Origin of the sequence: Halomonas sp. OfavH-34-E (assembly GCF_024124525.1) — a bacterium.
GTDB lineage: Bacteria > Pseudomonadota > Gammaproteobacteria > Pseudomonadales > Halomonadaceae > Halomonas > Halomonas litopenaei.
In genome coordinates this window covers 15,884-41,918 of the sequence record NZ_JAMXRY010000017.1, presented here as the reverse complement: position 1 = coordinate 41,918, position 26,035 = coordinate 15,884, and the positions used below count along the sequence as shown (strand labels likewise).

Genomic DNA, 26,035 nt, shown 5'->3' with positions numbered 1-26,035 from the left:
GGGGTGTCGAAAGCCTGGTCCGGTCACTCACCCAGGCATGCCAACCGAGCCGGAATCGCCCGTACAGGTAGGCAGCAGGAAGAGGAGGGGTCATGTCCTTTGCTCAGGTGATCCTTGCCCCCTGGCTGATCTGGGTTTGCGCGGGGGTGGCGCTGTCGGCCCTGGTGCTTGCCCTTTTCCAGCGTCCCTGGCGCGCCCTCTTTCAAGATACTGGCCTGCAGCATCGCTGGCTGGCGGCAACGCTGATGGTGGCGATGCTGTGGCAACTAAGGGCCCAGGCGGTCGATTGGCTCAGTCTGCATCTGCTGTTCACCACTCTGATGACGCTGGTCTTTCGAGGCCCCCTGGCGCTCTTGAGCTGTCTGCTGGTCAATCTGTCACTGGTGCTGACCGGGCGCGTCGCCTGGCCACTGCTGGGCGTCAATCTGGTGGTCACCGGCCTGGTGCCGATGCTGGTGACGGTGCTGATCTGGCGCCTGGTCGATCGACGGCTGCCATCTCATCCCATGGTTTTCCTGTTTATCGGCGGGTTCTGGTGCGCGGCGTTGTCGGCACTGGCTTCGGGGCTCGCGGTGCTGGGGTTGACGCGGCTCGGCGCCAGTGACCCGTCAGCGTTATTCCAGGCCAGTGAGTACGCGCGTTTCCTGCCGCTGCTGATGCCGTCGGAGGCCTTTATCAGCGGCATGCTGCTGAGCATTCTGATGTTCTACCACCCACACTGGGTCGCCACCTTCAACGACAGCCGTTACCTGGACGACGATGGTCGCGGCGGCCGGGGCCCGTGAGCTGAGCAGGGCCGGCGACCTTGCCTCAGGCGGGTTTGATCTGGCGTGACGGTTGCGGTGTCGGGTCCGCGTGGCGGGCGCAGTCCGGATTGTAGTGCAGCCCCCGGGATTCTCGCCTTGTGCAGGCGCTGGCGACCGTCAGACTGGCCAGAGTGAGCGCCTGGCGACAGGCGTGCAGCTCGACACTCGCGGCGCCGCTCCGAGTCAGGTCATGAAACTCCGATTCCAGTTGCTCGAGGGTCGTGCGTGCCTCGGCCAGCCCTTCGTCCTGGCGCACGATGGCGACCCTCGCGCTCATGATCTGGCGGACGCGCTGGCGCAACGAGGCGAGTCTCTCGCTGGAAACCTGTCGATCTCCGGTTGTTGCGCTCGGCCGTGGTGTCAAGGTGCGTCCCGGCGCCGGCTCACTCAGGTGGCGAGCGGCGGATCTGGCGTAGACCAGGCACTCGAGCAAGGAGTTGCTGGCCATGCGATTGGCTCCGTGCAGTCCGGTGCAGGCGACTTCGCCGATGGCGTAGAGCCCCGCCACGCGCGTGGCTCCCCGATGGTCGGTGGCGACGCCGCCGCAGCTATAGTGGGCCGCCGGCACCACCGGGATGGCCTGGGTGGTGATATCCAGGCCGCGCGCGAGGCAGTGGGCGTGGATGGTGGGGAAGTGGTGACGTATGGCGGCGTCGCCGAGGTGGCGGATGTCCAGCAGCACATGGTCGCTCGAGGTGCGCTGCATCTCGGCGTCGATGGCGCGGGCGACCACGTCTCGCGGGGCCAGTTCGGCGCGCTCATCGATGGCGGGCATGAACCGCTCGCCACGCACGTTCAGCAGCAGGCCGCCTTCGCCTCTTACCGCCTCGCTGACCAGAAAGGGCGGTCCCTGTGGATCGAACAGGCAGGTGGGGTGGAACTGCTGGAACTCCAGGTTCATCAGTTCGGCGCCGATCTCCCAGGCCATGACCATGCCCTCGCCACTGGCCGGGGCGGGGCTGGTGGTATGCAGGTAGAGCCCGCTGGCGCCGCCGGTAGCCAGGACGGTGTCCTGGGCGACAAGGTCGTGAGGACGCTGGTGGGCGTCCAGGCAACGAGCACCGCAGCAGGCACCCAGGTCATCGGTGAGCAGTTCGACCGCGATCAGGTCGTCGCGCAGCGCGATCTGCGGATGGGCGCGCACTCGGGCCAGCAGGGTGTCGGTCACGGCCCGGCCGGTGGCGTCGTCGGCGTGGATGATTCGGCGAGCGTTGTGGCCGCCCTCCCGCGTGAGGTGGTAGGGGTAGCCACTGGCCGCCTCGGGATCCGGTGTGAAGGGCACGCCAAGACTCAACAGCCAGGCGATGGCGTCGGGGCCGTTTTCCACGGTGAAGCGCACCGCCGCTTCATCGCACAGCCCGTCCCCGGCAATCAGGGTATCCTGGATGTGGGCCTCGATGTCGTCCTGAGGCGACAGCACCGCGGCAATACCACCCTGGGCCCAGCGACTGGCACCTTGCGCCTCGACACCGGGGCGCAGCAGGGTGACCGGCCGGCGATCGGCGATCTCCAGGGCCATCGCCAGACCGGCGACGCCGCCACCGATGATGAGGACGTCAAGAGGGGCGTTTGCCATGCGTGGTTCCTTCCTTGCGGTCGAAAGAGGGGGCTCGGTGGAGCCCGTGTCGGGGGGCGCGGCGGCGCAGGCGCCTGCTGGGTAGCCGCTCGAGTCCGCCCAGGCGGCGGGCGGTCGCTTCGGTCAGGCGGGCCAGCTCCCGGGTCAGCCAGAGATAGCCGCTGGGGCTGAACAGCATTCTGCCATCCTCGGCGCGTGCCGTGGAGGCGAGGTCGGCGAAATCGTCCAGCGCGAAGGGCGTGACCTCGAGCGTGACCGGGCGTCCGGTGCGCACCTCGAAGGCGAGGGTGCCGAGATCCCGCGCCAGGGCGTGCTGCTGATCGCGCAGCCCTGCCATGGCATCGATCTGTTCGTGACCGGCGCGCGTGGTCCAGTGGGTCTCGAGCAATAGCTCCAGGGTGGACAGCATGCGTCGCTGGTAGGAGATCAGCTCGTCGACCTCGCCGCGGGTCAGGCGTCCTTCGCGGTGGACCGCGTCGGTCAGTCCGCGCTGCTTGACCAGCATTTGGCTGGCGGCCTTGAACAGTGCCTGGGTATCGATGCCCGGTGCCGATGTGGCACTGGTGTGGGTGTGATACAACCGCGCCATGCGATCCAGACAGTCGGCCAGCAGGAAGCGCAGCATGTCGGTGGCCTTGTGTGGCAGGAAGACCAGGGTGGCGCCGATGCCGACCAGGGTGCCGAGCAGTACGTCGGCGCTTCGCCAGAGTGCCACGCTGAGCTGTTGCGAGCCGTCGCCGATCACCAGCAGCAGGCTGATGGCGAACATCAGTCCGCTGTAGGCCTGGCGACCGCCGAAGACCACCCAGGTGGCGATGGCGATGCCGATCAGCGCGCCGAGTTGTACGCCCCAGCCTGGCAGCGGGAGGATGATCAGCGCCAGGCCGAGGGCTGCGCCGATCAGGGTGCCGGCCAGGCGCTGGCGCCCCTTGTCCAGTACGCCCCCGATATGGGGAAGGTTGCCCATCACCATGACCGTGCTCACCAGCGCCCAGCCACTGTGCTGGAAGGGGAACGTCTGGACGATGGCAAAGGTCACGATCAGTGCCAGACTGACCCGGAGTACGTGGAAGAGGCGGCGATGGCGGTGATTGATGAAAGGGTCGCGCAGGCGTCCGAGCAGCATGGTTCAGCCTCTCTGTCGGCCTGGGGCCGGCTCTCGAGCCGGTTGAGGGTGGGCGGTGGGAGGCGCCGTCATACGCTGTCCGAGATCGTCTGGCAGGGGATCTCGGGGTAGAGAAGCATTGTCGCTCAAGATGCTAAAGACCGTGCAGTGCTGATGAAAATGGGGGTGAAGTTTACCACGCAGGCTCGCGTGCCGTCCCGAGCCAAATGATGTCTCGAGGGGCGGTGTCCAGGTGGCTGACAACGGAAAGGGGCCCCGTCCCTGGGGCCCCTTTCATCATGGTGAGTCATCGTGGTGGGTCATGGTCGCACGTTATGGCCGCACGTCATGACTTGGCAGGACTCAGCGCCAAAGGCTCAGGCGGCAGCGTCCTCTTCCATCATCTTGTGAATGAGCTCCTTGAGGTCCTCGACCTGTTGCTCGAGGGCTTCCACCCGGTCCTCTTCGCTGTTCTGCTGAGCTTTTTCCTCGATTTCCTGCATGTGCTCCTGCAGGGCTTCCGAATCCATGGCGAAGGTGCTGCCCGCCATCACAAATGCGGCGATCATGGTCGATCCGACTAGCGTGCGTTTCATGTGGCATCTCCTGGAAGTCGTCCCTGAACCCTGTGAAGGCCCGCGCTCACTCCATCGAGGCGATATGGCGCTCTGCCGTCCGTGAACTGAACCGGCACAATTCACTATAGGAGGTATTTCTTTATTCGCCATTATTGATATTTCGGCGCAAGCGATGAGCAAGGATGTGGGGAACGATGAGAAGGCGATGCGAAAGCGACAAGAGGGCGACCAGAACGCGACCAGAACACCACCACAAGGCAGGTCGTCGGGGGAGTGGGTCACGTAAGACATCGATAGGGTTGGTGCCCGGAGCCGGGCTCGAACCGGCACGGTGTTGCCACCGAGGGATTTTAAGTCCCTTGCGTCTACCAATTTCGCCATCCGGGCAGGAACGTCGCCAGAGGTAAGGCGATAGGGTCCGAAGGGATCGGACACGGCTTCTGGGAAGCGGGGCACACCTGAAAGGAAAAATGGAGGCTGGAGTCGGAATCGAACCGGCGTACACGGAGTTGCAGTCCGCTGCATAACCACTCTGCCATCCAGCCTCATGAGTCATCCATCGTCTGATGATGGAGCGGGAAACGAGATTCGAACTCGCGACCCCAACCTTGGCAAGGTTGTGCTCTACCACTGAGCTATTCCCGCCTGACTCGAGGACGTATTATACGGATAAGTCGGTGACTGTCAAACGCTTTTCCCTGAATTTTCGAATAGGCCCCGGATCGCCAGAGCACTGCCTACAGCGAGCGGCTCAGGTGCGGCCAGGCGGCCCGCAGGTACTGGATCATCGACCACAGCGTCAGTATGGCGGCGGCGTACAGGGTGACAACGCCCAGTTCGGCGATCAGGTGGCCGGGAGGGAAGGCCAGCAGCAGCAGCAGGGCGACCATCTGCAGGGTGGTCTTTACCTTGCCGATCCAGGACACCGCGACCGAACCGCGCTTGCCCATCTCCGCCATCCACTCGCGCAGTGCCGAGATGACGATCTCGCGGCCGATGATCACCAGCGCCGGCAACGTCAGCCAGGCGGCGTCGTAGCGCTCGATCAGCAGTGCCAGCGCCACTGCCACCATCAGCTTGTCCGCCACCGGGTCGAGGAAGGCGCCAAATGGCGTCGACTGGTCCCACCTGCGCGCCAGATAGCCATCCAGCCAGTCGGTGATGGAGGCCAGGCCGAACAGGGCGGCGGCGGTCAGCATGCTGTATTCGAAGGGCAGGTAGAACAGCACCACCAGCAGGGGGATGAAGACGATGCGTGCCAGGGTCAGAATGTTGGGAATGTTCATCGATACCGCTGTCCTTGCTGGAGGGGGGCGACAAGAAGCGACGGACGACGTTGGCGCCCGTCAAAGTGGTTCATTCTATCCGTGATACCTCAACTCATCCATGCAGGGCACGATGAATTGTGTCTGCCATGGTGGCGCTGATGCCGGGAACCCGAGCCAGTTCATCGCGGGTGGCCTGCTTGATGCCCTGGAGTCCGCCGAAGAAGCGCAGCAGTTCACGTCGGCGTTTGGGGCCGACGCCGGGGATATCCTGAAGCGTCGAGGTGCGCCTGGCCTTGTCTCGCTTGGCACGGTGGCCAGCGATAGCGAATCGGTGCGATTCGTCGCGGATGTGCTGGATAAGGTGAAGACCCGGCGAGGTCGGTGGCAGCGCCAGAGAGCGATCCACGGTCTCGACAAAGAGGGTCTCTAGGCCAGCCTTGCGGGTGGTGCCCTTGGCCACCCCGAGCAGGATCACGCCGTTGATGGCGAGCTCGGCGAGCACCTCCCGCGCCATGTTCAACTGGCCCTTGCCGCCGTCCACGACCAGGATGTCGGGTAACACGCCTTCCCCTTCGTTGAAGCGCTTGAAGCGACGAGTCAGCGCCTGCTGCATCGCTGCGTAGTCATCGCCGGCGGCGACTCCCTTGATGTTGAAACGCCGATAGTCGCTCTTGCGCGGGCCGTCCTGGTCGAACACGACGCAGGATGCCACCGTGGTCTCGCCGTGGCTGTGACTGATATCGAAGCATTCGAGCCGTTGCGGCGTCTCGTCGAGCTCGAGTGCCTGGCGAAGATCTTCGAAACGTTTGGCGAGCTGGGTCTGGTTGGCCAGTTGGCCGGCCAGTTGCTGCTCGGCGTTGGTGCGGGCGAGTTCACGCCACTGGGCGCGGTGACCGCGGACCTTGTCGGTCATGCGTACCCGGCGTCCGGCATGCTCGCTCAGCGCCCGGGCGATCAGTTCGGCGTCGGGTACGGCGTGGCTGGTCAGCACTTCAGTGGGGATCTCCCGGGCCTGTCCGAGGTAGTACTGGCTGACGAAGTCACCCAGCAGTTCCGGCTCCCCGAGATCGAGGCTGTTGGCGGGGCTGTAGTGCCGCGCCCCCAGCAGACGCCCCTGACGAATCGACAGCACCGAGATGCACAGGGCACCCGGCTGGGAGGCCAGGGCAAAGGCGTCGGCGTCTCCGCTGCCGGTATCCACCACCTGGCGCTGCTGCAGACGGCGCAGATCCTGCAACTGGTCGCGCAGACGTGCCGCTTCCTCGAAGTCGAGGGCCTGGCTTGCGGCCTCCATGTCGCGGGTCAGCTCCTGGCTGACCGATTCGCTGCGTCCTTCCAGGCACTGGATGGCGTGTTCGATATCGCGGCGGTAGTCTTCTTCGCTGATGTAGCCCACGCAGGGGGCGCTGCAGCGCTGAATCTGATACTGCAGGCAGGGCCGGGTGCGGTGTGCGAAGACGCCGTCCTCGCAGTTGCGGATACGGAACACCTTCTGCATCAGTGATAGCGTTTCGCGCACGGCGCCGCTGGAGGGATAGGGCCCGAAATAGCGGCCGTCATCGTGGCGGGTCCGTGCGCGCTTGTGTTCCAGAGCCGGGAAGGGATGACGGTCGGTGACAAACACGAAGGGGTAGGACTTGTCGTCACGCAACAGGATGTTGTAGGGCGGTCTGAGCTGCTTTATCAGGGTCTGTTCGAGCAGCAGCGCCTCGGTCTCGCTGTTGGTCACCGTGACCTGGATGTCGTGGATGCGAGCGACCAGCGCCTGAGTCTTGGTATTGAGTGCGCCGCGGAAATAGCTCGCCAGGCGAGCCTTCAGGCGACGAGCCTTGCCGATATAGAGGGTATTGGACTGGTCATCGAACATCCGGTAGATACCGGGTGATTCGCTGACGGTCTCGAGAAAGCGTCGGGCATCGAAGGTCATGGTCTGGTAAGGCTCACCCTGTCACATCACGTCAGGGAGCTCATGCTACCAGAGCCTGGCGGGGGACGTATCGTCCCCGACGGCACATTGGGTAAGAGCCTCAGGCTGGCTTCTAGTCTTCCTTGAAGCCTTCGACAAGCCCATGCCGCAGCCCCAGGTGGGTCAGGGCGACATCGGAATTGACGCCGAGCTTTTCGAAGATGCGATAGCGGTAGGTGTTGACCGTCTTCGGGCTCAGGAACATGCGATCGGCGATGTCGGCGACGCGTTGGGCGTTGACGATCATCATCGCGACCTGAAGCTCGCGCTGGGACAACTGATCGAACGGATTTTCCTCGTGGTCGATGCGCGACAGTACCAGCCGTTGAGCGATCTCCGGGCTGACGAAGCGCTGTCCGGCGAACACCGCGCGGATGGCCTTGACCATCTCGTCGTGCTGGGAACCCTTGCTGATGAAGCCGTGGGCACCGGCCTCCAGCAGCCGCTGGGCAAAGGCTTCCTCGATAAAGGCCGTCAGCACAAGAATACGGATGTCCGAGGTCAGTCGGCGGATCTTGCGAGTGGCCTCGAGCCCGCCGATGCCCGGCATGCGAATGTCCATCACCACCACGTCGGGATTGAGGCGGCGAGTCTGAGCAATGGCCTCTTCTCCGTCCGCGGCTTCCCCGACGACATTGATGTCCTTCTCTGCATTGAGCAGATGAACGATGCTGGTGCGTACCAGGTGATGATCGTCAGCGACAAGAACCCTGATCAATGCCGATACTCCTGGAAAAGGTGAAAACTGGGATCATGGATTTGACCGAGGCGAGCCAATGCTCATTGCGGGGTCTTCTCATGATGATTCGCAGTAGACTGTCACAAATTGATCCTAAGGGGAATTGGGTCTCCGGGGGGCGACGGCGTTTTCAGCATAGCTGCATTGATAGTGTGCTATATCTCTGATAGCGGCGCGCCGCGGTATCGGGCGCTTGTCGCCCGGGACTGCTGCATGAGCCCCAACGTCTAGGTTGGCTTGATGTGATGCCGCCTGTCGCGTCATTTCATGTTACCAGCCGCAGGGCGGGTGTGCAGTGTCGTAGGCGTGAACCGGGCGCCGCCAAGGCGAGACCATGGCGATGGACGGGCGAAACCGTCATGCGGACGCGCCGGCAGGCTATGCTGAACTTGACCGGCGTCAATGAAAGCACGATTGCGTCCACGACACGCCTTGATCTGGTGCGCACTGGCTGCGTAGTGCGGCCCCGTGTCCCGATCGAGTCCTCTGGATGGCCAGTCTGGCCAAGGTTGCGCCATGTCCTGTCCCCTGTCTGAACAAGACTCCCTGCTCGCCGACAAGTTGCGTTTTCGCCTGGCGCGTCCCACCAGCGCCTATGACGTCCTTGGCTATCGTTGCACGGGGATACCTTGCACCCCGCCAGGCGCGCGCGAAGCGGTCTGGGCCAGGGACGACTACCGTTGTCGCTTTTGTGGCTTTCGCAGCGCCAAGTATCAGCAGGCGGTGACCCTGGGGACTGACAGTCGCAATGTCGATGATATCGTGACGGCCTGTCTGTTCTGTGATCAGGTGAATCGCCTGGATCTGGTGCCTTCCATGCGTTCCTGTGTACTGGTGTGGCTGCCCGGCGTGACCCAGGCGGACCTCAATCGGCTGGCCCCCGTCATTTTTGCTGCGCGCCTCGACAGGCGGCTGCAACTGCGAGCACGCGTCCTGCTGGAGCGTGTGATGGAGGCGCGAGCCGCCGCCAGAGAACGCTTCGGTAGCGACGATCCACTGACCCTGGTCGAGTTGCTGAGAGCGAGGGGAGAGGGGCGAGCGGACGGCCTGATGCAGCAAGGCTTGCGCCTTTTTCCGCTGGATCGGCGGGTCGTCAGTCAACAGGGGCTTTGCTTCAATCAGTTCCCGCAGATTCTGGCGTACTGGCGCTCGAGGAAGGGCCCGCTAGGGGGCGAGCGAATCGCCGAAGCGCTGGCGATGAGCGAATCGCGGCTGATGGCCGGGGGCGGTTCAGATGCCACCGCCTCTTCGGTTCCGTCGTCCTGACGTCCGTAGCTTGGTCAGTCCAGCGGCGCGTGGATGCGCTCGGGCAATCCGGCAGCGATGGGTTCGTCATCGAGCATCTCGATGTTGCCGCTGGCGCTCAGCATGAAGCGGGCGAGAAAAAAGGCGTCGGCATAGTAGAGCGTCGCCAGGTAGCGATAGACGTCTTCGTCATCGGCCGGGTCCTGGCGCGGCGCGTGACAGCTTCCGGCGACGATGGCCTGAATATCGGGATGGACCGGGAGCAGCGGATCCTCGAGCGAATCGACAATATAGAAGGGACCGTCCGGCCCCCTGACGAAGAAGCAGAAGAAGCGCAGGTAGCCGAGCGCATTGGCAGCGCAAAGCTGGATCGGCTGGCGAGCGTTCAACTCGTGGATCGGCGGTGCAGTACCGGTCAGCCGGGTCAGCGGGCGCGGCACGTGGTCTCCAGCAGTGCCTTCCTCGACGAAGTACAGCGCCAGGCCCTGCATCCAGTCGGGATGTTGCAGGCGTATCAGGGTGGCGTCGGGGTACCAGGGCAGTCGGCAGGCGTCGGCCACCAGTCTGTTGTCGGCGAGATGCTTTCCATCAATACGGCTGCCGCAGGGCCAGTGGGACTCGACAAATGCCGGCCTGCAGCGCCGCCAGGGGTACTGCCAGGGGTTGCCTTCCAGGGTCGGGGCGAGAGCGCCGCGGGCAATCGCTGGATCGGGGCCCATGTCGTTGGGCGAGGTGCCTGCGCACTGTTCCTGGTCCCCATCCGCCGCAGGGGCGCGCAAGGCCGCCACCGCTTTCTCGATAACCGCGGTGGACTGACCCGCGCCTTCGAGCCAGGCAAGTATCCTGGGGTCGGCCACCGGGCCGTCCTCGAGGGCGCGTCCAGCGTCGTCGCGAGTGCATGTCCGGGTCAGACGTTCAGCGTATACCTGGGCGACGCTGCGTCCGTCGCGAGTTCGCATGGCCGCATCGGCGTTTCGCTGAATCAAGGCCAGCGCCAGTGGAAACTGGCCTAGTGACAGCGCGATCAGCACCGGTGCATCGCGGTCACGAGTGGCCATGTCAATATCGGCTCCGGCGTCTGCCAGCACGATAGCGATGTCCTTGTAACCGCCTTCGGCGGCCAGTTGCAAGGCGGTGACGCCTGGCTGTTCTGCGCAGGCATCGACCTCTGCGCCGGCGGCTACAAGCCGTTCGACCAGGGTTTGGTGATTGAACTGTACGGCCAGGTGCAGAGGGTGCCAGCCCTCGGCGTCGCTGGCGTCACAGTCTGCCCCCGCCATGATAAGCGTCTCGACTAGGTCCAGCGCTCCGCCGACACAGGCCAGGTGGAGCAGAGTGGGGGCTAGGGGCGCCTTGGCGCTTCCTCTTGTGGCAACGCCTGGCTCGGTTGCCTGCTCGATGTCCGCCTGCTCGATGACCCCCTGCCCGATGAGCAGGACCTTGGCCGCCTCGCTCGCGCCCTTGAGGCAGGCGAGCTGCAGGGCGCTCATGGCGTGCTTGTCGAGGACATCCACCGATACGCCGCCGAGATCCAGCAATGCCGTGACGACCTCGGCTCGATTGGCCAGGGCGGCCAGGTGAAGCGCCGTGCGGCCATCCGGGGTGGTGGCCTGCATGTCGGCCCCGTGGCGAGCCAGCAGCCTGATTGGCTCGGCATGTCCCTGATCGGCGCACAGGTGCACCAGGTTCCAGCCGGCAAAGGGGCTGCGACCAGGCCAGTGCAATTGGGTGTTCGGGTCGCTGCCGGCGCGTAGCAGTACCTCGGCACAGGCGACATGACCACCGGTCACCGATGCCTGCAGCGCGGTCTGATGGATCGGTTGCTCTGCCTTGGTGTCTTCTCGATGGTCTCTGGCGTCGAGTGTGGCAGTTGTATGGCAGAGCAGGGCCAGGGTATCCGGGTGGCCGTGCTCGGCGGCCAGGTGCAGCGCTGTGCGGCCGTCGCCGATCGCCGCGGCGGGATCGGCCCCGTGCTCGAGCAACAGCTCGGCCACCCTGGTGGCTCCGCGGGCGGCGGCGATGTGCAAGGGGGTGTGTTCGAAGTCGCCGAGCTTGCCTGACGGGACTCCCTTTGCGCCTTCCTTGCGCCAGGCATCCTGCCGTTCCCGGGCGCTGCTTTCCTTGCCCCAGTCCGCGGCGAGCGCGAGGGCACCGAGGTCGGCGCCGCGTTCAATCAGCCAGCGGGCTATTTCCGGATGATCATTGTAGGCGGCCAGGTGCAACGGCGTGGCGTCGTTGGCCAACCTGGCGTCGATCTCGAGTCCTTGGGCCACCAGCGCCTCGGCGGCCTTCACATGATTGCCGCGGGCGGCGAAGTGCAGATAGCTCCAGTGCGTCTGATGGGGGGCTGCCGGGTCAGCCCCGAGGGCAATCAGGTGGCTGATGGTGTCGGCTCGATCGTTGGCGATCGCCTGTTCCAGCGGGGTCTGACGGTTGGCGTTGGTGAGGTCGGGGCTCTGGCCGCGTTGCTGTATCAGGTAGTCGAGCACCCTGTGCTGGCCGGCGAGCGCGGCCAGGTGCATCGGTGTCTGGCCGTGGGGCGCTTGCTGTGCGTCCAGGCTGGCCCCTGCTTCCACCAGACGCTGCAGGCAGTCGACGGCTCCTGCCTGTGCCGCCAGGTGTACGGGGCGCCAGTGGTCCTCATCGACGTGGTCAGGATCGGCACCGGCCGCCAGCAGCGGTTGCAACAGGTCGAGGCGGTTTTTCCAGACCGCCCAGAAGGTCGCGGTGCGGCCATCCTTGCGCGGTAGATCGACCGCCTCGGGCCTTCTGGCCACCATTGCCGCGATGATATCGGCGCGCTGGTAGAAGGTGGCCAGGATCAGGTGTGTCGGCTTGCGAGGGCTCTGGGTGACCACCGCTGCAGGATCGGCTTCCAGCAGCAGCAGGGTAAGGCAGAACTCCCGCAGGCGGGCAAGCTCCTTGGTCGTTGGCGGGCCTTCGCCGAGCACATCATGCCAGATCGCCAGCACCCGGGCCGCGCGATCCAGGTAGAGCAGGCGATAGGCGTTCCAGCGCGCGGCGTCCGGCGGGCTGGCAAGACAGTGCTCGGCTTCCCCCACCAGTTGGCGGACGCATTCGCGTACCGGGCGCTCCCGTTCCAGCCACTCGCTGGCCTGGGGCCAGTGGTGGAGTACCGCTTCGTGGACCAGGCGGACACGCCCGTGGCGTTCATCGATCAGCAGGCGCCGCTCGCGCAACGCCCGGGCCAATTGAAAGGCGTCTGTGGCATCCGCCGCGGGGAAGACCGTGGCGGGTAGCGTAAAATGCTTTTCGCCGACCTGGCGCCAATCCACCAGGCGACGCAGCAGGTCACCGACGACGCTATCCGACCACAGTGCGCCGGACGCCGCCTTGGCCTGCTCGAAGGCCTCATTGGCGAGTTGGGTGATGGCGCCTTCGATACTGTCGTGGCCCTCGGCGTTGGCGGTGTCCAGTACCCACAGGGGGGGCTCCCGCTGGCGGTCGCCCCCGTCGGGGGTACGAAGGTGACCGGTGGTCTGGAAGGCCTCGGAGCCAGACGCGCTCTCGGTGAAACCTGCTCTGGCGCTGGTGCCGAGCTCTTGGGTGTCGTCGTCGGCCTGGCGGTCCCCACTGCGGCCAAAGCTCGTGGTGATAGCGTCACCCAGGGACGCCGAGTCAGCGATGGTGGCTTCTTCGGCGAGCCGCAGGCCGTGCTCGTAGAGATTGCGCAGCGCCAGTGACAACAGCGGCAGCAGGCTGTCCTGGGCGTCGCCTCGACCATGATGGCCGCGAATCCGCTGGATATTGTCCTTGAGCCGGGCCACCAGTGCGTCGCTGATGGCCAGGCGTCCGGTCAGCCGAAAGGGCTTGCGAATAATTTCGTCGAGACTGTTGTCAGGAGGAAACGACATCCTCGTTACCTGGCCAGTGGCATGGAGTTCGTTGAGCAGACTGTCGCGCTCCACCAGCTCCTGACGGTTTCCCTGGAGGGTGACAAAGATGCCCAGACGCGGGGCCAGGGCGCGGCATGAATGGGCCGCGTGGAGCCACTGCACCAGCGGATCCCAGAACTCGGCTTCCTGCTGTTCGCCATACAGAGCGTCGACGATCTCCTCGAACTGGTCGAAGCCCAGCAGTAGACGAGGAGGTCGAGCCAGGCGCGTGGCGGCGGCGTCCAGCAGTAGACACAACTCCTCGTTCAGGGCTTCGATACGCAGGTCCGTTGACGTCCTTCCCAGCAGACGGCGAGCTCGCCTGGCAGTTGGTTCATCGCACCAGCCGGCGCCTTCCAGGCGTTTCACGATGGCGTCGAAGAGCATCGTCAGCACGCATCTGTCGCCGCTTGCTGCGTCCGTGGCTCGGCTATCCGGGGCCAGGTCGGAAGGGCGCAATATGCCGTCAAGGCAGCGATGATCGGCGCTGTCCGCTACCAGGGCTCCGATGATGCCGGCACGCAGGAACGACGACTTGCCCGAGCCGCTTCCGCCCTCGACCCAGACCACGGGGACCCGGTCCTGCTGGTTCCAGCGCTGCTTGAGTTCCTCTCTCAAGGTGCTTCGCTGGTCGGATCGCCCGCAGAAAAGCGCGTGGTCCCCGACGTCGTAGGACTCCAGACCCTTGAAGGGGTCTCTGTCCGACGCCGTCAGGGCCAGGTTCAGGTCCCGCTCCATGAAACGTCGCAATTCACCGATAAAGGCGTCCTGAGAATCGATGACACGAATGACGTGGCCGCGACGTTGCACGAAGGCCACCAGATTGATCAGTTGCTTGAGCTGCTGGGTGCGGTCTTCCAGTCGCCTGGTGATGCAGGCCGAATCCGTTCCGCACTTGTCCTGGCATTCATGAAAGTGACGATAGTTGCCCCAGGCGGCTTTCAGTGGCTCGGTGGTGTCCAGCAGGTCCCTCGGCCCGACCAGACACAGCAGCAGTGGCAGTGGGCGAGATCCGGCCGATGCCTCCTGACGCTGTCGCTCGCGGTAGGCCAGGGTGGCCAGCAGTTCAAAGGTGGAACCGGTAAGGGCGAATCCACCACGGTCGGCCCAGGCGTTGTCCCAGGGAATCACCAAGCCTGGGGTATCGCCGCCGTCGTTGGGCTTCATGGGATCGAGGACCCGCAGGTCATCGATGGGGTGATGGCTTGCCAGAGGGCTACCGACCTTTTCACCGAAAAGGCAGATCACCCCTCTGCAGAGGGGATCCGAGGGGTGGGGAATCTGCTGCTGGGCCGGCACCGCATCATCGAAACCGTCTTCGGCGGTATCGACCTCCCAGGCGTAGAGCCGAAGGCCGTGATCGTCGGCGGCCTGGTGATGCAGCGTCTCGATCTCGTCCCTGCAGGCGCGGCGCAGGTAGGCCACGTCACCGGGTGACGCAAGAAAGATGCTGGGGTGTTCCAGCGACGGAAAGGTGTTTCCAGATGAACCGGATGAACCGGCTGTCCCGGGAGGGGGGAGGTCGGTCGCTGTGGCGTTCGGGGGCTCGCGGGAGACGTCGCTCATGGGCTGGGTCCTGTCCCGGGCGTCAGGCCCACTGCGCCAGCAGTCGATCCAGGAAGGCAGGATCGACCACCGGTGGTGGCGTAGGCTTGGGCCGTGCCGGACTGACTCTGCGCAGACGACGTTGCGGACGCAGCGCCTGGGGCATGATCTCTCGGCTGCTGTCGTGCAAGGGGTTGCGGTCGAACTGGCCACGAAACAGCGGGTCGCTGCGGTATTCCGGTCGCCTGGCCAGGCGTGCCTCGTCGCCGGCGATCAGCAAAAGCATCTCGTCGAAATCCAGGTCGAGCAGCTCCTCCGGGCGCGGGAAGCCGGTCAGGGTCGCCAGGTCCATCGCCGCGTTCATGTTGGGTACGCCAAAGGACTGCACCACCCGACAGTTGTTGAGCATGGTCTGCCAGTCCTGGGGATACAGCTGTCGCAACTGGCTCATGTCCTGCCAGAAGCTCCAGGTCTGCAGGCCGTAGCCGCGCAGCAGGGTGATGGCCTGTCGCAGCTGCGGCAGAGGACCGAGCTGGGGTGCCTCGTCGAGCAGGAACAGGGTACGCAGCGCTGGCGCCCGGCGTCGGCGCACCACCGCCGCGATCAGTACGCCGATCCACAGTCTCAGCAGGCGGCCGTGGGATTCGAGCTTCTCGGGGGGAATCACCAGGTAGATCGATAACAGTTCCCCGCGGGTGACGTCGTCCAGCGAAAAGGTGGAGTCCTGGGTAGCCTCCAGTACCGCTTCACCGCGCAGGAAGCCGAGACTGTTCTGGGCGAAGGCCATGTAGCCGGCCAGGGTGGTCTCGGCCGGCAGAGTCAGACTGGCGGCGGTGGCTTCCAGGTCCGGATCCTGCATCTGGCGCATGCGCTCGGCCAGCTTGGCCAGCTCTTCGGTATCCTGGCTGACCATCTTGCGTAGCTTGCCGAGCAGCCCCTTGCGCTGTTCCGGCTGGCTGCGGATCAGGTAGAGCAGCAGACCATTGAGCACCTGCTGGGCGCGCTGCAGCCAGAAGCGGTCACGGCCGTCGAAGCCGTGTGACTCCATCATCAGCTCCGACAGCATGGCGATGTCATCGAGCTCGGTGCGTGAATTGGGGATGACGATGTCGGTGGGGTCCAGCCGATCTGCCGGCAGGTCGGTGATGCCCATGGGGTCGAGCACGATGACCCTGTGGCCCATCTGGCGGCGGCGACGGGCGGTCACCGCCGCATTCTCGCCCTTGGGGTCGACCACGATCACCGGCCCCGGATAACGCAGCAGGGTGGGGATGATGCAGCCGGTTCCCTTGCCCGAGCCGGTGGGGGCAATGGTCATCAGATGGCCGCTGCCCTCGAACAGGATCGGATCGAGCTGCTCCTGGTTCGCGTTGGTGCTTGGCGCACCGATGCGGAAACCGAACGGCTGATGAGGCTGACCCTGCTCCAGCGACCAGCCCACCAGCAGACCGTCCCCCTCCACCGATGACGGCAGGCGACGAGGGGGCAGAGGCGAATCATCCGGTACCAGGGTCATGGTGTGGGGTCCTCGTGGGCAGGCAAGGGGGCTCAGCGCAGGTAAGCTGATTCAGGGCAGGCGCACCGCGCCGATAAAGCGTTCCAGTCGCAGCGGCAGATCGTCGAGCAGGGTGCGGTCCTCCTCCATGTGGACCTCGCCGTCGCGCAGCACCGTGAAGTCGCAGTCCCACAGCGAGCGCCCGTAGACCACCGGTACCTGGATGTGCCAGGCGACGACCGGACTGTCGACGTCGCTGTTGAGGGAGCGCTGTTCAGCCAGATCCCCGCTGTGCAAGGTCATGGGGGCTGGCGCGTCGGCTTCGTCGTTGGCGCATACCACACGGGGGGGATAGCTTACCTTGGACAGCGCCTGACGGACCGCATCGAGCGCCTGAGGCGGCGGATCGGCATCGACCCAGGGAAAATAGTCGGCGGATTCCAGCACACGAAAACGGCCGCTCTCGGCACCTCCGATGATGAACCCGGTGAACAGGTGCAGGTATTCCAGCGCCGCGGCTGGGGAAGTGGCAGGATCGCCATAGACACTGTTCAGTCGAAACAGCGCCTTGCTGGTCAGGTCCAGCGGCCAGACACCGCTCTGGCCATAGATGAAGGCGAACAGGCCGGGGCCTTCTTCGGTCTCCAGCAGGACGTCGCAGAGCAGATGGCGGCGATAGCACAACAGTGGCATGGCGCGGATCGCCAGGGCGGTAAAGCACTCGCAGGTGGGCCGGATATCGTCGGCGAGCTGGGCCTGGGTCAGGTCCAGCAACAGCGGCAGACTGTCCTCGGGGGACAGCGTCTTCCAGTCCCCCGGGACGGGCGGCACGCTGGGAAAGGCCTGGTCTGCAGGCGTGAGGTGCTTCTCGAGAAATGTCTCCCAGCGATCTCGGTCCATGCAGGCCTCCGCCTGTATTGGGGCTACCGCTTCAGAAGCCCCGGTGGTGCAGCAGGGGCCGGGGGGCTGTCTTCACCCTAGATAGCCGCTGTCGTCTTGGCAACGGCTTCGGCGCCAATCAGAGCGGCAAAAATCTGGTGTCTCTCGATCATGAATCCCGTGTTCAAGGCGGCCAGGTCAGCAGGTACTTTTCCGACGGGCCTAGAATCCGGGCACCAGCTCCCGCTCGCTGTAGATCATGCTCCAGACCTTGAGGTCGTCGGCCATGGTCAGTTGCAGCTGACCGAGCAGACGACGGACCACGGGGCGCTCCGGTGTGTTCAGGCGAGAGGTCAGCTTGCTGCCCAGGCGCTTCAGGCGTTGACTCATGCGCCGGGACTGCTGAGCGGCGGCACGTAGATCGCCGGTGGCGCGGATGCCGAAGATGGCCGCGCCCAGCACCGGCAGAAAGCCGCCGAGCAGGGTGGCTACGGGCTTGTAGAGCTCCGCCGGAAGTGCCGGACCGTTGAGGTAGACCAGATAGCACACCAGATACAGGACGCCACTGGCCAGCGTCAGCCAGAGCGCCCCCTTCGCCAGGTACTCGAGGCGATCGTCCTGAGTCTCCAGGCGCTCGGCGGTTTTTTGGTGATAGCCGATCTGGCCGTCGATCTCTTCGTGCAGGGCCACGTCCAGGGCCCGCCTGAGGCTATCACCGGAGACGACGGCGTCGGGTGGGCCGAGTTCCCGCAGTGAGCAGCGCACGTACCAGGGAATCCAGTCGAAGCGACCGTTGTCCACCGGCGGCTCGGCGGCGCCGACGGGTGAGGTACCGATCAGCAGCGATAGCCGTGCCGGGCGGATCGCCTCGGCCAGGCTGCGGTAGGCCAGCCAGCGGCTCTGCCACTGCCCACGACGCCCGAGCCAGGTGATGAGCAGGATGCTGGCGATGATCGCAAGCTCCATGCTGACCAGCAGCGCCTTGACGCCCTTGCTGTCCCACGCCAGCACCGCCAGCAGACCCACCAGCACGGCGAGCGCTGCCAGCAGGAAGTTGGTGGTGTAGGCGCTGCGAAAGCGGTGAGCGTAGTCGATGGCGCGATTGTCTGCGGCGATCCAGCGTTGTCGCAGGCGCTGGTCCAGGGTCGCCTCGTAGCTATCACCGCCAAGATGGTGTGCGGCTCTGAGTGTTTCCTTCCAGGCTCCGCTGCGTTCACGTTCAAGCCCCAGGTCGACCGATGCGGCGAAGGGTATGTCGCGTACCAGCAGGGCACGCAGCCACTCATGAACACAGTGACGGGTGCGCGGCCGTAGGGTCTGGCGGGCAAAGTCGCCAAGGCCCTTGAGCGGGCAGCTGGCGTCGTCGGGGCCGTGGCCCAGCAACAGCAGCTGTTCGAGTCGGTCGTTCAGTAGCTGGCTGATGTCACCTGGCGTCAGGGCTTTCCAGTCGCCGTCTTCCAGGGGCTCGACGACGTGCTCTCGGGGGACCCACAGGTGCAACTGGCCCTGCAGGTCGAGCCACAGTGTGATCAGGCCACGCAGGCGTGCCTCGTCGATGATCTCGGCGGTACCTCCACGCCCTCGGGAGGGCTTGCCGTCCCATACCGCCAGTAATACGTCGGAATGCGCCAGCACCAGATGGCCGGCCGCCTCGTAGCCGGCTTCCCGCTGATCGCCGGGCTCGCCGAGGTCGAGTTCGGTACAGCTGGTCACCGCCGGATGCTCGAACCAGCGCCAGTAGTCGGCCAGGGCGTCGCCATTGAAGTCGTCGGCGTATTGCCGACGTCGAAAGGGCAGGATCAGGTTGATCTCGTAGCCACGTGAGGCCGCCGCCTCGGCGACCAGCCGGTCGGCTCCCTCGGCGATGGCGCTGGCCAGTCGCATGCAGGCAGGCTCATCGGCATAGAGGCCGGGTTCGGCCTGTGCTCCCAGCCGGCGCGTCTCGGTGGCGAGGCGTTCGAGTATGTCCTGAGCCGCCTTGCCCAGCGCATCATGGTCGGCCTCCGCCAGGTCCTTGGGGCGGTGCCCGGTCACGCCCACGCGCAGGGTGAGTCGAGGGGCAAGATAGGCATTGTCGGTCACGGCGTGTCTCCGGGCTCGTCGAAGGGATCCTCTGGGGATCGCGTCGTGGCTTACTGGAGCATAGGTGAGGTCGCCTCGTTTCGCCGGCCAGCGAGTCTGACGGCAGGCTGCTGGCGTCCAGGGCGAGCGTCTGCGGGACCAGGCTCAGGCCGGTGATGTCAGGGCGATGCAGGATAAGTCCCAGGTCCTGTGGGTAGGCGCCATGATCTTCCGCACACGCCTGCAAAGCTCCCTTGCACTGGTGCCTCTTCATGGTCGACGTTGGTGGAGCATCGACCAAAGTCTCGTCGTCACTTCCTTGCATGGGCCAGTGGGGACAACTAGATTCAGTCTCGGTGGTATGACACGTATACAGTCGCCCAGGCATGGAGCCTGTCGATTCGATTGCGTGCATCCACCTTGCACACTCCACACGCCACAAGAGCCCGGGAGAACAACAAGATGCGCCCCAATCACTGCCAGCCGCCCGCCCGCTTCATTCGTCGTAGCCTGATCGCCGCCATGGTCGGCGTCAGCCTGTCGGCGGCCGCCCAGGCGGAAACGCTGACCTTCGCCCACGTCTACGAGACCTCGGAGCCTTACCACGAGTGGGCCGTCTGGGCCGGCGAAGAGATCGAGAAACGCACCGATGGCCGCTACTCGGTGGAGGTGCACCCAGCCTCTTCACTGGGCAAGGAAGCCGACATCAACGAGGGGCTGAGCCTCGGCACCGTCGACCTCATCTTTACCGGCAATCAGTTCGCCGGCCGTTCTTACGGTCCCATCGGCATCGCCGGTGCGCCCTACATGTTCCGTGACTTCGATCACTGGCAGGCCTACGTCGACAGCGACCTGTTCGCCGAGATCGCCCAGGGCTATGAGGACGCCACCGGCAACGTGCCGCTGGCGATGAACTACTACGGCAAGCGCCACACCACGTCCAACGAGCCGATCAATACGCCGGAGGACATGCAGGACCTGAAGATCCGCGTCCCCAACGCGCCGATGTACATGATGTTCCCCGAGCAGGTCGACGCCAATCCCACGCCGATCGCCTTCGCCGAGGTCTATCTGGCCCTGCAGCAGGGTGTCGTCGACGCCCAGGAAAACCCGCTGCCCACGATCAAGGCCAAGGCCTTCTACGAGGTGCAGGACGTCATCAACCTGACCGGTCATATCACCGACTCCCTGATCACGATTGCCGGCGGTCCGCTGTGGAATCGCCTGTCCGAAGAGGATCGGCAGATCTTCCGCGACGTCTATGAAGAGGCCGGCGAGAAGATCACCGCCGACATCGTGCAGCAGGAGCAGGACCTGGTGGCCTGGTTCGAGGAGCAGGGCGTCACCGTCAACGAGGTCGACACCGCACCGTTCCGCGAGGCGGTGATGCCGGCTCACAACGGTGACGCGGCGACCTGGGACCAGGAAACCTACGATCGCCTCCAGGCTATCGGCCAGTAAACGACGGAGGGGAGGGCGCCGTGCGCCCTCCCTCGGGAGATCCTTCATGACCCGATCTGACGTGAGTGACCCTGGCGTCGAACACGAGACCACCAGCGCCTTCGAGGTGCCCGATGACGACGACCGGATCCGACCGGGTGACTACGGCATCGAGGACTATCTGACGCTGGTGGTCTTCTGGCTGCTGGCGTTGGACGTCTTTGTTCAGTTCTTCAGTCGCTACGTGCTCGGCAACTCCATCGCCTGGACCGAGGAGATCGCCCGCTACCTGCTGGTAGCGGTGGGTTTTCTCGGCAGCGCCATGGCCGCCCGCAAGGGCTCGCATATCGCCGTGGAATTCTTCTATCGCTACCTGTCGGAGCCCACCGCCCGGGTCATGTGGACCCTGGTGGATCTGGTGCGTATCGCCTTTCTCGGCATGCTGGCCTGGATCACCTGGCAGCTGGCCCAGCGCACCAACTCGATGATGGTGTCGGTGGACCTGCCCAAGAGTCTGCTCTATTACGTGGTGCTCTTCGGGGTGGTGCTGATGCTGGTGCGCTCGATCCAACTGGCGGTGCGTCACTGGCGCACCGGCGAGAGTGAATTGATGTGTCGCGATGAAGACGACTGAGCGCCTCGAACAAGGAACAACCCCATGACTGAAGCAATGATCAGTGCCCGGCGCGGATCGCCAGTGCCCCCGGTGGTGGCGGCACTGGCGGTCGTCGGCTGCATCGCGCTGGCGTTTTTCGAGAACTACCTTTCGTTTCTGTTTGCCGCCCTGTTCACCCTGCTGGTCTGCGGGGTGCCCATCGCCATCAGCCTGGCCGGCTCTTGCCTGATGTACGTTCTGCTGACAGGACGCGTGCCCGACGTGGTCGTGGTGCACCGCATGGTCAATGGCATCGACAGCTTCCCGCTGCTGGCGATCCCTTTCTTTATCCTCGCCGGCAACCTGATGAACAACGGCGGCATCACCACCCGCATCTTTGACTTCGCCAAGGCGCTGATGGGCTGGATGCGTGGGGGCTTGGGCCACGTCAACGTCGGTGCCAGCATCGTCTTCTCGGGGATGTCCGGTGCCGCCGTGGCCGATGCCGGTGGCCTCGGCACCATCGAGATCAAGGCCATGCGCGACGCCGGCTACGATCAGGAGTTCGCCGTAGGCATCACCGCAGCGTCTTCGACCATCGGCCCGATCATTCCGCCAAGCCTGCCCATGGTGATCTATGGGGTGATGGCGTCGGTCTCGGTGGGGCAGCTATTCGCCGCCGGCCTGGTGCCGGGCCTGCTGATGGGTCTGACGCTGATGGTGATGATCACCTGGCTGTCGCGGCGTCGCGGCTACCAGCGCGATGCACGGTTCTCGGTCTCGGTGCTGGGCAAGACGTTCTCGCGGGCCTTCCTGTCGCTGCTGACCCCGGTGATCATCGTCGGCGGCATCGTCACCGGTGCCTTTACCCCGACCGAGGCGGCGATCGCGGCGGTGGTCTATGCGCTGATTCTGGGGGGACTGGTCTACCGTACCCTGACCTGGCGGCGACTGTTGAAGGTCAGCATGGAAACCATCGAGACCACCGCGGTGATCCTGTTCATCGTTGCCGGCGCCTCGATCTTCGCCTGGATCCTGACCAGCAACCAGGTCACCCAGCACGTCATGGGACTGCTGGGACCCTTCCAGGACAATCCCATCGCCGTGCTGCTGATCATCAATCTGGTGCTGATCGTGGTGGGCTGCTTCATGGAGACCATCGCCGCCATCACCATCCTGGTGCCGGTGCTGCTGCCGGTAGCGGTGGCGTCCGGGGTGGATCCGGTGCACTTTGGTGTGATCATGGTGCTCAACCTGATGATCGGCCTGTTGACCCCGCCGGTAGGCATGGTGCTCTACGTGCTGTCGCGGGTGTCGCATATCTCCTTCGAGAAGTGCATGCGCGGCACCCTGCCTTTCCTGATCCCTCTGGTGGTGGCGCTGTTGCTGGTGACCTTTATTCCGGCGATTTCGCTGTGGTTGCCGACGCTGGTCTACCGCTGAGTCCCGGGTCGCCGCTGCGGCGGTGACGCGGTATGGCCGAGTCAAGGCGGCGCCGAGCGATCGGTGCGCGCCTTGCGGCCCTTATCCCCCTCACAAGGAATCCCCATGAGTGCCAGTCAATACGAGGCCTGTCGGGTCGATTACAAGGATCTGCATCGCTTTATCGAACAGGCGCTGGCGGCTGCCGGCGCCGATCAGGCCTCCCGGGAAGCGGTGGCCAAGGCGTTGGTCACTGCCTCGCTGATGGGCACCGACAGCCACGGCCTGAGGCTATTGCCGCACTACCTCAACGCCCTGCAAGGCGGGCGGATCAAGGGCAGCCCGACGCCGAGCATCAAGCAGCGTCTGGCCGGCACTGCGGTACTGGACGCCGATGATGGCTTCGGCCATCTGGCCGGGTATCGGGCCATCGATCATGCCGTCAGCATGGCCCGGGAGGTCGGCATCGGTGCGGTGGCGGTCGGCAACTCGTCGCACTTCGGTGCCGCCGGCTGCTACGCCCTCGCCGCGGCAGAGCAGGGCATGCTCGGCATGGCCTTTTGCAATTCCGATCCGTTCGTCCTGCTCCACGGTAGTCAGCGGGCCTTCCACGGCACCAATCCGATCGCCTTCGCTGCACCGGTGGCCGGCGAGGATCCGTATCTGCTGGACATGGCCACCAGCTCGGTGCCCATGAATCGGGTGAAGCAGTATGCGGCCATCGGACGGCCCTTGCCGGCGGACATCGCCGCGACCAGCGACGGCAGCACGACCACCGACGCCCGCCAGGTCAGCGCCTTGTTGCCGGTAGGTGGCGCCGGCTTCGGTTTCAAGGGGGCCGGGCTTGGCGGCATGGTCGAGGTGCTGAGTTCGACCCTGGCCAACATGGTCCACGGTTTTCGCCTGCTGCCGATGGGCGGGCCGGACATGTCGACTCCCCGCGGCGTCGGCCACTTCTTTCTGGTGATGGACCCGGGCGCCTTCGAGGAGCGCAGCGCCTTCGAGCGTCGCCTGGCCGAGTACCTCAAGGATCTGCGCGAGATGACGCCGGTAGAGGGTCAGCGGGTGCTGGCGCCGGGGGATCGCGAGTGGCAGACCCGCGACGAGCGCAAGCAGACCGGCATTCCCCTGGACCATGCCCAGCGCGACCAGTATCGCCAGATCGCCGAGCGCTTTGCGCTGGCAGCGCTGACCGAGCACTGACCGAGCGCCGTCGAGGTTTGGCCTGGCCCGGGGCGAGTGTGCCGCAGTGACGCCTTGCTGCCCAGGGGGTGCGCCTTGCAGTACCATGTGCGCCGTGTCCCGGAGACGCTCCGGGTGATGGATCGAGGGAGACCCGCGTCGATGAGCAAATATCGGGTGGAGCGCAAGACGCTGTCCGAGCAGGTGGCCGAACAACTGGAGGCTGAAATCCTCGAAGGGCGGCTGGGCGAGAATGATCAATTGCCGTCCGAACGTGAATTGATGGAGCAGTTCGGGGTCGGGCGCCCGGCCGTGCGGGAGGCGCTGTTCTACCTGCAGCAGCTAGGCTTGATCGCGATAAACAGCGGCACTCGGGCACGGGTTATCCGGCCCACCGCCGAGGCCGTGATGGCGAGGCTGTCCGGGGTCACCCGGCAGTTGTTGGCCAAACCCGAAGGGCAGCAGTACTTTCAGGAGGCCCGGGCGCTTTTCGAGGTCGCGCTGGCCCGTCAGGCGGCGCAGCACGCAAGCGATGAGGAGATCCAGGCGTTGCGCGACGCTCTGGCGCATCAGCGTTCGGTGATCGGCGATGATGCCGCCGTCAAGCGGGCCGATAACGACTTTCATGGCGTCCTGGCGAGTATCGGGCACAACCCCATCTACGACGCCATCCATCAGGCACTATCCGAGTGGCTCGATGACCGTCGCGCCCTGGCGCTGCAGCAGCCCGGGGAGGACCTGGCTGCCCTGGAGGCCCACACCGAGATCGTCGAGGCCATCGCCGCCCGGGACCCGGAAGCCGCCGAGGCCGCCATGCGACGGCACCTCGATCGTCACTACGGCACCTATATGCAGCTCAAGCAACGCCTCAAGAGTCGCCAGGACGACGCCTGAGCTGAGGGAGCGGAAGCACCCGTGCTGCACCGGGCAACGAGAACGGCCTTGGGCCAAGGGCGTGAGCCGAAGCCATACGCCGCCGCCGGATGACATCCGGCGGCGGCGTGTTATTGAAGGGTGCCTTGTTTGAGTGATCCGCCAGTTTGCCCAGGACGTTGTCAGGTCGAGGACAGGGACGAGGTCGACGCGGAAGCCGTCGAGGGGAAAGCGCTGGCCAGGCGTGGTACGTCCCGACCCTGGCGGGCGGCCATCTGTACCACCGGCGCCAGCCTTCGCTCCAGCTTCTGGGGATGATTCTGGGCGATATCTCCCAGTCGGTGGTCCAGCCATGGATTGCGGAAACGATCCAGAATGCTGTCGACGTAGTCCTCGAGTTCCATGCCCGGAAGTTCCTGATCGAGCACCGGCACCACCTCCTGGCGCAGCATCTTCTCCAGTTCGTCTCCCAGGCGGGGGTCGTCTATCGCCTGGCGAACCAGTGTCACTTCCTCGCCGAGACCGAGATCCAGGACGCGAGCGACCAGCCAGGTATGAGCCAGGTTCAAGAGGTGCAGCTTGCGCCGCTCGAAGGGACGGATATCGTCGACCAGATGTACGTCCGGGTGGGAGAACGGCATCACCAGCCCGGGCGTTTGCTGAATCGCCCAGAGGCCATAGGGCTCGGCGACGGCGCCCACCGGATCCAGCTCGGCGGAGACGATGCGGTCCACCAGGGTCACCGCCCACACGCAGTCCCGCTCGAGCCATGCCATGAAGCCATCGTCGTCGTAGTGGGCCTGTGCCAATTCCAGGATGACGTCCTTGAGCTTGAGGGCGTTGTCGGTCAGAAGCTCGCATGGCAGCAGGGTGACGCCGGGACGGCCGGCGTCGAAGCGTGTCTTCAACAGGTGCGTCAGCTTGGCGGGGAAGCTCTCGGGGCAGTCCCGCCGTGGGCCATCGCCCGCCGGGACCTGATAGCCCGCCTCGGAGGTGTTGGAGACCACGTGAGTTACCTCATCGCGAAAACGCCGTTCCACTTCGGCCCAGGCTTCGCTGGCAACCAGCGCGGTGGTGATGCTGTCGACCTGATGGGTGGTATCGATCAATTCGCCATCACGTCGGCCGCGCATCCTGACCGGGTAGACCGGGTCCCGGGCCAGGGCGTGGGCCTTGGTTCGCCCGGCCGCACGGTCCGAGCTCTGTACCGCAATGATACGGATATCACTGCCGTGTTCGTCCCGCGCCTGGCTGGCGAACAGGTCGACGTGGGCCAGCAGAAAACGGCCGATGCCGAACTGCATCAGGGTGACGGTGGTTGCGTTTTGCATGTTGCCAGTCTCTCTCAAGGGAAGCTCACAGGC

18 protein-coding genes and 3 tRNA genes are annotated in these 26,035 nt (G+C 65.0%); 7 read left to right on the top strand and 14 right to left on the bottom strand.

Features of this window, described 5'->3' with window-relative positions:
- Positions 1–92 precede the first annotated feature (92 nt).
- The gene (locus NH448_RS09430; protein ID WP_045994194.1) at positions 93–785 is read left to right on the top strand and encodes an energy-coupling factor ABC transporter permease; all 693 of its coding nucleotides are present in this window, start codon (positions 93–95) and stop codon (positions 783–785) included.
- Positions 786–810: 25 nt separating this feature from the next.
- Here the strand turns inward: NH448_RS09430 and nadB are convergent, their stop codons facing one another.
- The 9 genes from nadB to NH448_RS09385 all read right to left on the bottom strand — a co-directional run bounded on the left by nadB (position 811) and on the right by NH448_RS09385 (position 8,017).
- Positions 811–2,382 (bottom strand): L-aspartate oxidase, encoded by a 1,572-nt coding sequence (gene nadB, locus NH448_RS09425; RefSeq protein ID WP_253028692.1) that lies wholly within the window; start codon positions 2,380–2,382, stop codon positions 811–813.
- A complete protein-coding gene (locus NH448_RS09420) occupies positions 2,363–3,508 on the bottom strand; it encodes an FUSC family protein (RefSeq protein WP_253028691.1) in 1,146 nt (381 codons plus the stop codon). The genes nadB and NH448_RS09420 overlap by 20 nt, the downstream gene beginning before the upstream one ends.
- A gap of 356 nt (positions 3,509–3,864) precedes the next feature.
- Positions 3,865–4,083 (bottom strand): hypothetical protein, encoded by a 219-nt coding sequence (locus NH448_RS09415; protein ID WP_045994191.1) that lies wholly within the window; start codon positions 4,081–4,083, stop codon positions 3,865–3,867.
- A gap of 282 nt (positions 4,084–4,365) precedes the next feature.
- Positions 4,366–4,452 (bottom strand) — tRNA-Leu (locus tag NH448_RS09410).
- A gap of 84 nt (positions 4,453–4,536) precedes the next feature.
- Positions 4,537–4,610 (bottom strand) — tRNA-Cys (locus NH448_RS09405).
- 25 nt (positions 4,611–4,635) lie between these two features.
- A tRNA-Gly gene (locus tag NH448_RS09400) sits at positions 4,636–4,710 on the bottom strand.
- Between the two features lie 92 nt (positions 4,711–4,802).
- Positions 4,803–5,351 carry a CDP-diacylglycerol--glycerol-3-phosphate 3-phosphatidyltransferase gene (pgsA, locus tag NH448_RS09395; protein ID WP_045994190.1) on the bottom strand — a complete coding sequence of 183 codons (549 nt, stop codon included), beginning with the start codon at positions 5,349–5,351 and terminating at the stop codon, positions 4,803–4,805.
- Between the two features lie 94 nt (positions 5,352–5,445).
- Positions 5,446–7,260, bottom strand: coding sequence for an excinuclease ABC subunit UvrC (gene uvrC, locus NH448_RS09390; protein WP_253028690.1), 1,815 nt, complete (start codon positions 7,258–7,260; stop codon positions 5,446–5,448).
- Between the two features lie 112 nt (positions 7,261–7,372).
- On the bottom strand, positions 7,373–8,017 hold the full coding sequence (locus tag NH448_RS09385; protein ID WP_045994188.1) for a response regulator: 645 nt from the start codon (positions 8,015–8,017) through the stop codon (positions 7,373–7,375).
- A gap of 537 nt (positions 8,018–8,554) precedes the next feature.
- Between NH448_RS09385 and NH448_RS09380 the strand changes: the two genes are divergently transcribed.
- Positions 8,555–9,304 (top strand): hypothetical protein, encoded by a 750-nt coding sequence (locus tag NH448_RS09380; RefSeq protein WP_253028689.1) that lies wholly within the window; start codon positions 8,555–8,557, stop codon positions 9,302–9,304.
- Between the two features lie 14 nt (positions 9,305–9,318).
- Here the strand turns inward: NH448_RS09380 and NH448_RS09375 are convergent, their stop codons facing one another.
- The 4 genes from NH448_RS09375 to NH448_RS09360 all read right to left on the bottom strand — a co-directional run bounded on the left by NH448_RS09375 (position 9,319) and on the right by NH448_RS09360 (position 19,180).
- Positions 9,319–14,745 carry an ankyrin repeat domain-containing protein gene (locus NH448_RS09375; protein WP_253028688.1) on the bottom strand — a complete coding sequence of 1,809 codons (5,427 nt, stop codon included), beginning with the start codon at positions 14,743–14,745 and terminating at the stop codon, positions 9,319–9,321.
- A 22-nt stretch (positions 14,746–14,767) separates the two neighbouring features.
- Complete coding sequence (locus tag NH448_RS09370; RefSeq protein ID WP_045994186.1) at positions 14,768–16,240, bottom strand: type IV secretory system conjugative DNA transfer family protein; 1,473 nt, start codon at positions 16,238–16,240, stop codon at positions 14,768–14,770.
- A gap of 51 nt (positions 16,241–16,291) precedes the next feature.
- Positions 16,292–17,119 carry a hypothetical protein gene (locus tag NH448_RS09365; RefSeq protein WP_045994185.1) on the bottom strand — a complete coding sequence of 276 codons (828 nt, stop codon included), beginning with the start codon at positions 17,117–17,119 and terminating at the stop codon, positions 16,292–16,294.
- A gap of 201 nt (positions 17,120–17,320) precedes the next feature.
- The gene (locus NH448_RS09360; protein ID WP_253028687.1) at positions 17,321–19,180 is read right to left on the bottom strand and encodes a DUF4231 domain-containing protein; all 1,860 of its coding nucleotides are present in this window, start codon (positions 19,178–19,180) and stop codon (positions 17,321–17,323) included.
- Positions 19,181–19,621: 441 nt separating this feature from the next.
- Here NH448_RS09360 and NH448_RS09355 point away from each other — a divergent pair, with 441 nt between their 5' ends.
- From NH448_RS09355 to nanR, 5 genes are all read left to right on the top strand, one after another.
- The gene (locus NH448_RS09355; protein ID WP_045995038.1) at positions 19,622–20,620 is read left to right on the top strand and encodes a sialic acid TRAP transporter substrate-binding protein SiaP; all 999 of its coding nucleotides are present in this window, start codon (positions 19,622–19,624) and stop codon (positions 20,618–20,620) included.
- Between the two features lie 46 nt (positions 20,621–20,666).
- Positions 20,667–21,233 (top strand): TRAP transporter small permease, encoded by a 567-nt coding sequence (locus NH448_RS09350; RefSeq protein ID WP_108133178.1) that lies wholly within the window; start codon positions 20,667–20,669, stop codon positions 21,231–21,233.
- 24 nt (positions 21,234–21,257) lie between these two features.
- Positions 21,258–22,637, top strand: a complete 1,380-nt coding sequence (locus NH448_RS09345) for a TRAP transporter large permease (protein ID WP_108450206.1) — start codon at positions 21,258–21,260, stop codon at positions 22,635–22,637.
- Between the two features lie 105 nt (positions 22,638–22,742).
- Positions 22,743–23,819, top strand: coding sequence for an Ldh family oxidoreductase (locus tag NH448_RS09340; RefSeq protein WP_253028686.1), 1,077 nt, complete (start codon positions 22,743–22,745; stop codon positions 23,817–23,819).
- A gap of 141 nt (positions 23,820–23,960) precedes the next feature.
- A complete protein-coding gene (nanR, locus tag NH448_RS09335; protein WP_108133181.1) occupies positions 23,961–24,692 on the top strand; it encodes a transcriptional regulator NanR in 732 nt (243 codons plus the stop codon).
- 161 nt (positions 24,693–24,853) lie between these two features.
- On the opposite strand, the gene NH448_RS09330 is transcribed toward nanR, so the two are convergent.
- Positions 24,854–26,002, bottom strand: a complete 1,149-nt coding sequence (locus NH448_RS09330) for a mannitol dehydrogenase (RefSeq protein WP_108133182.1) — start codon at positions 26,000–26,002, stop codon at positions 24,854–24,856.
- Positions 26,003–26,035 lie beyond the last annotated feature (33 nt).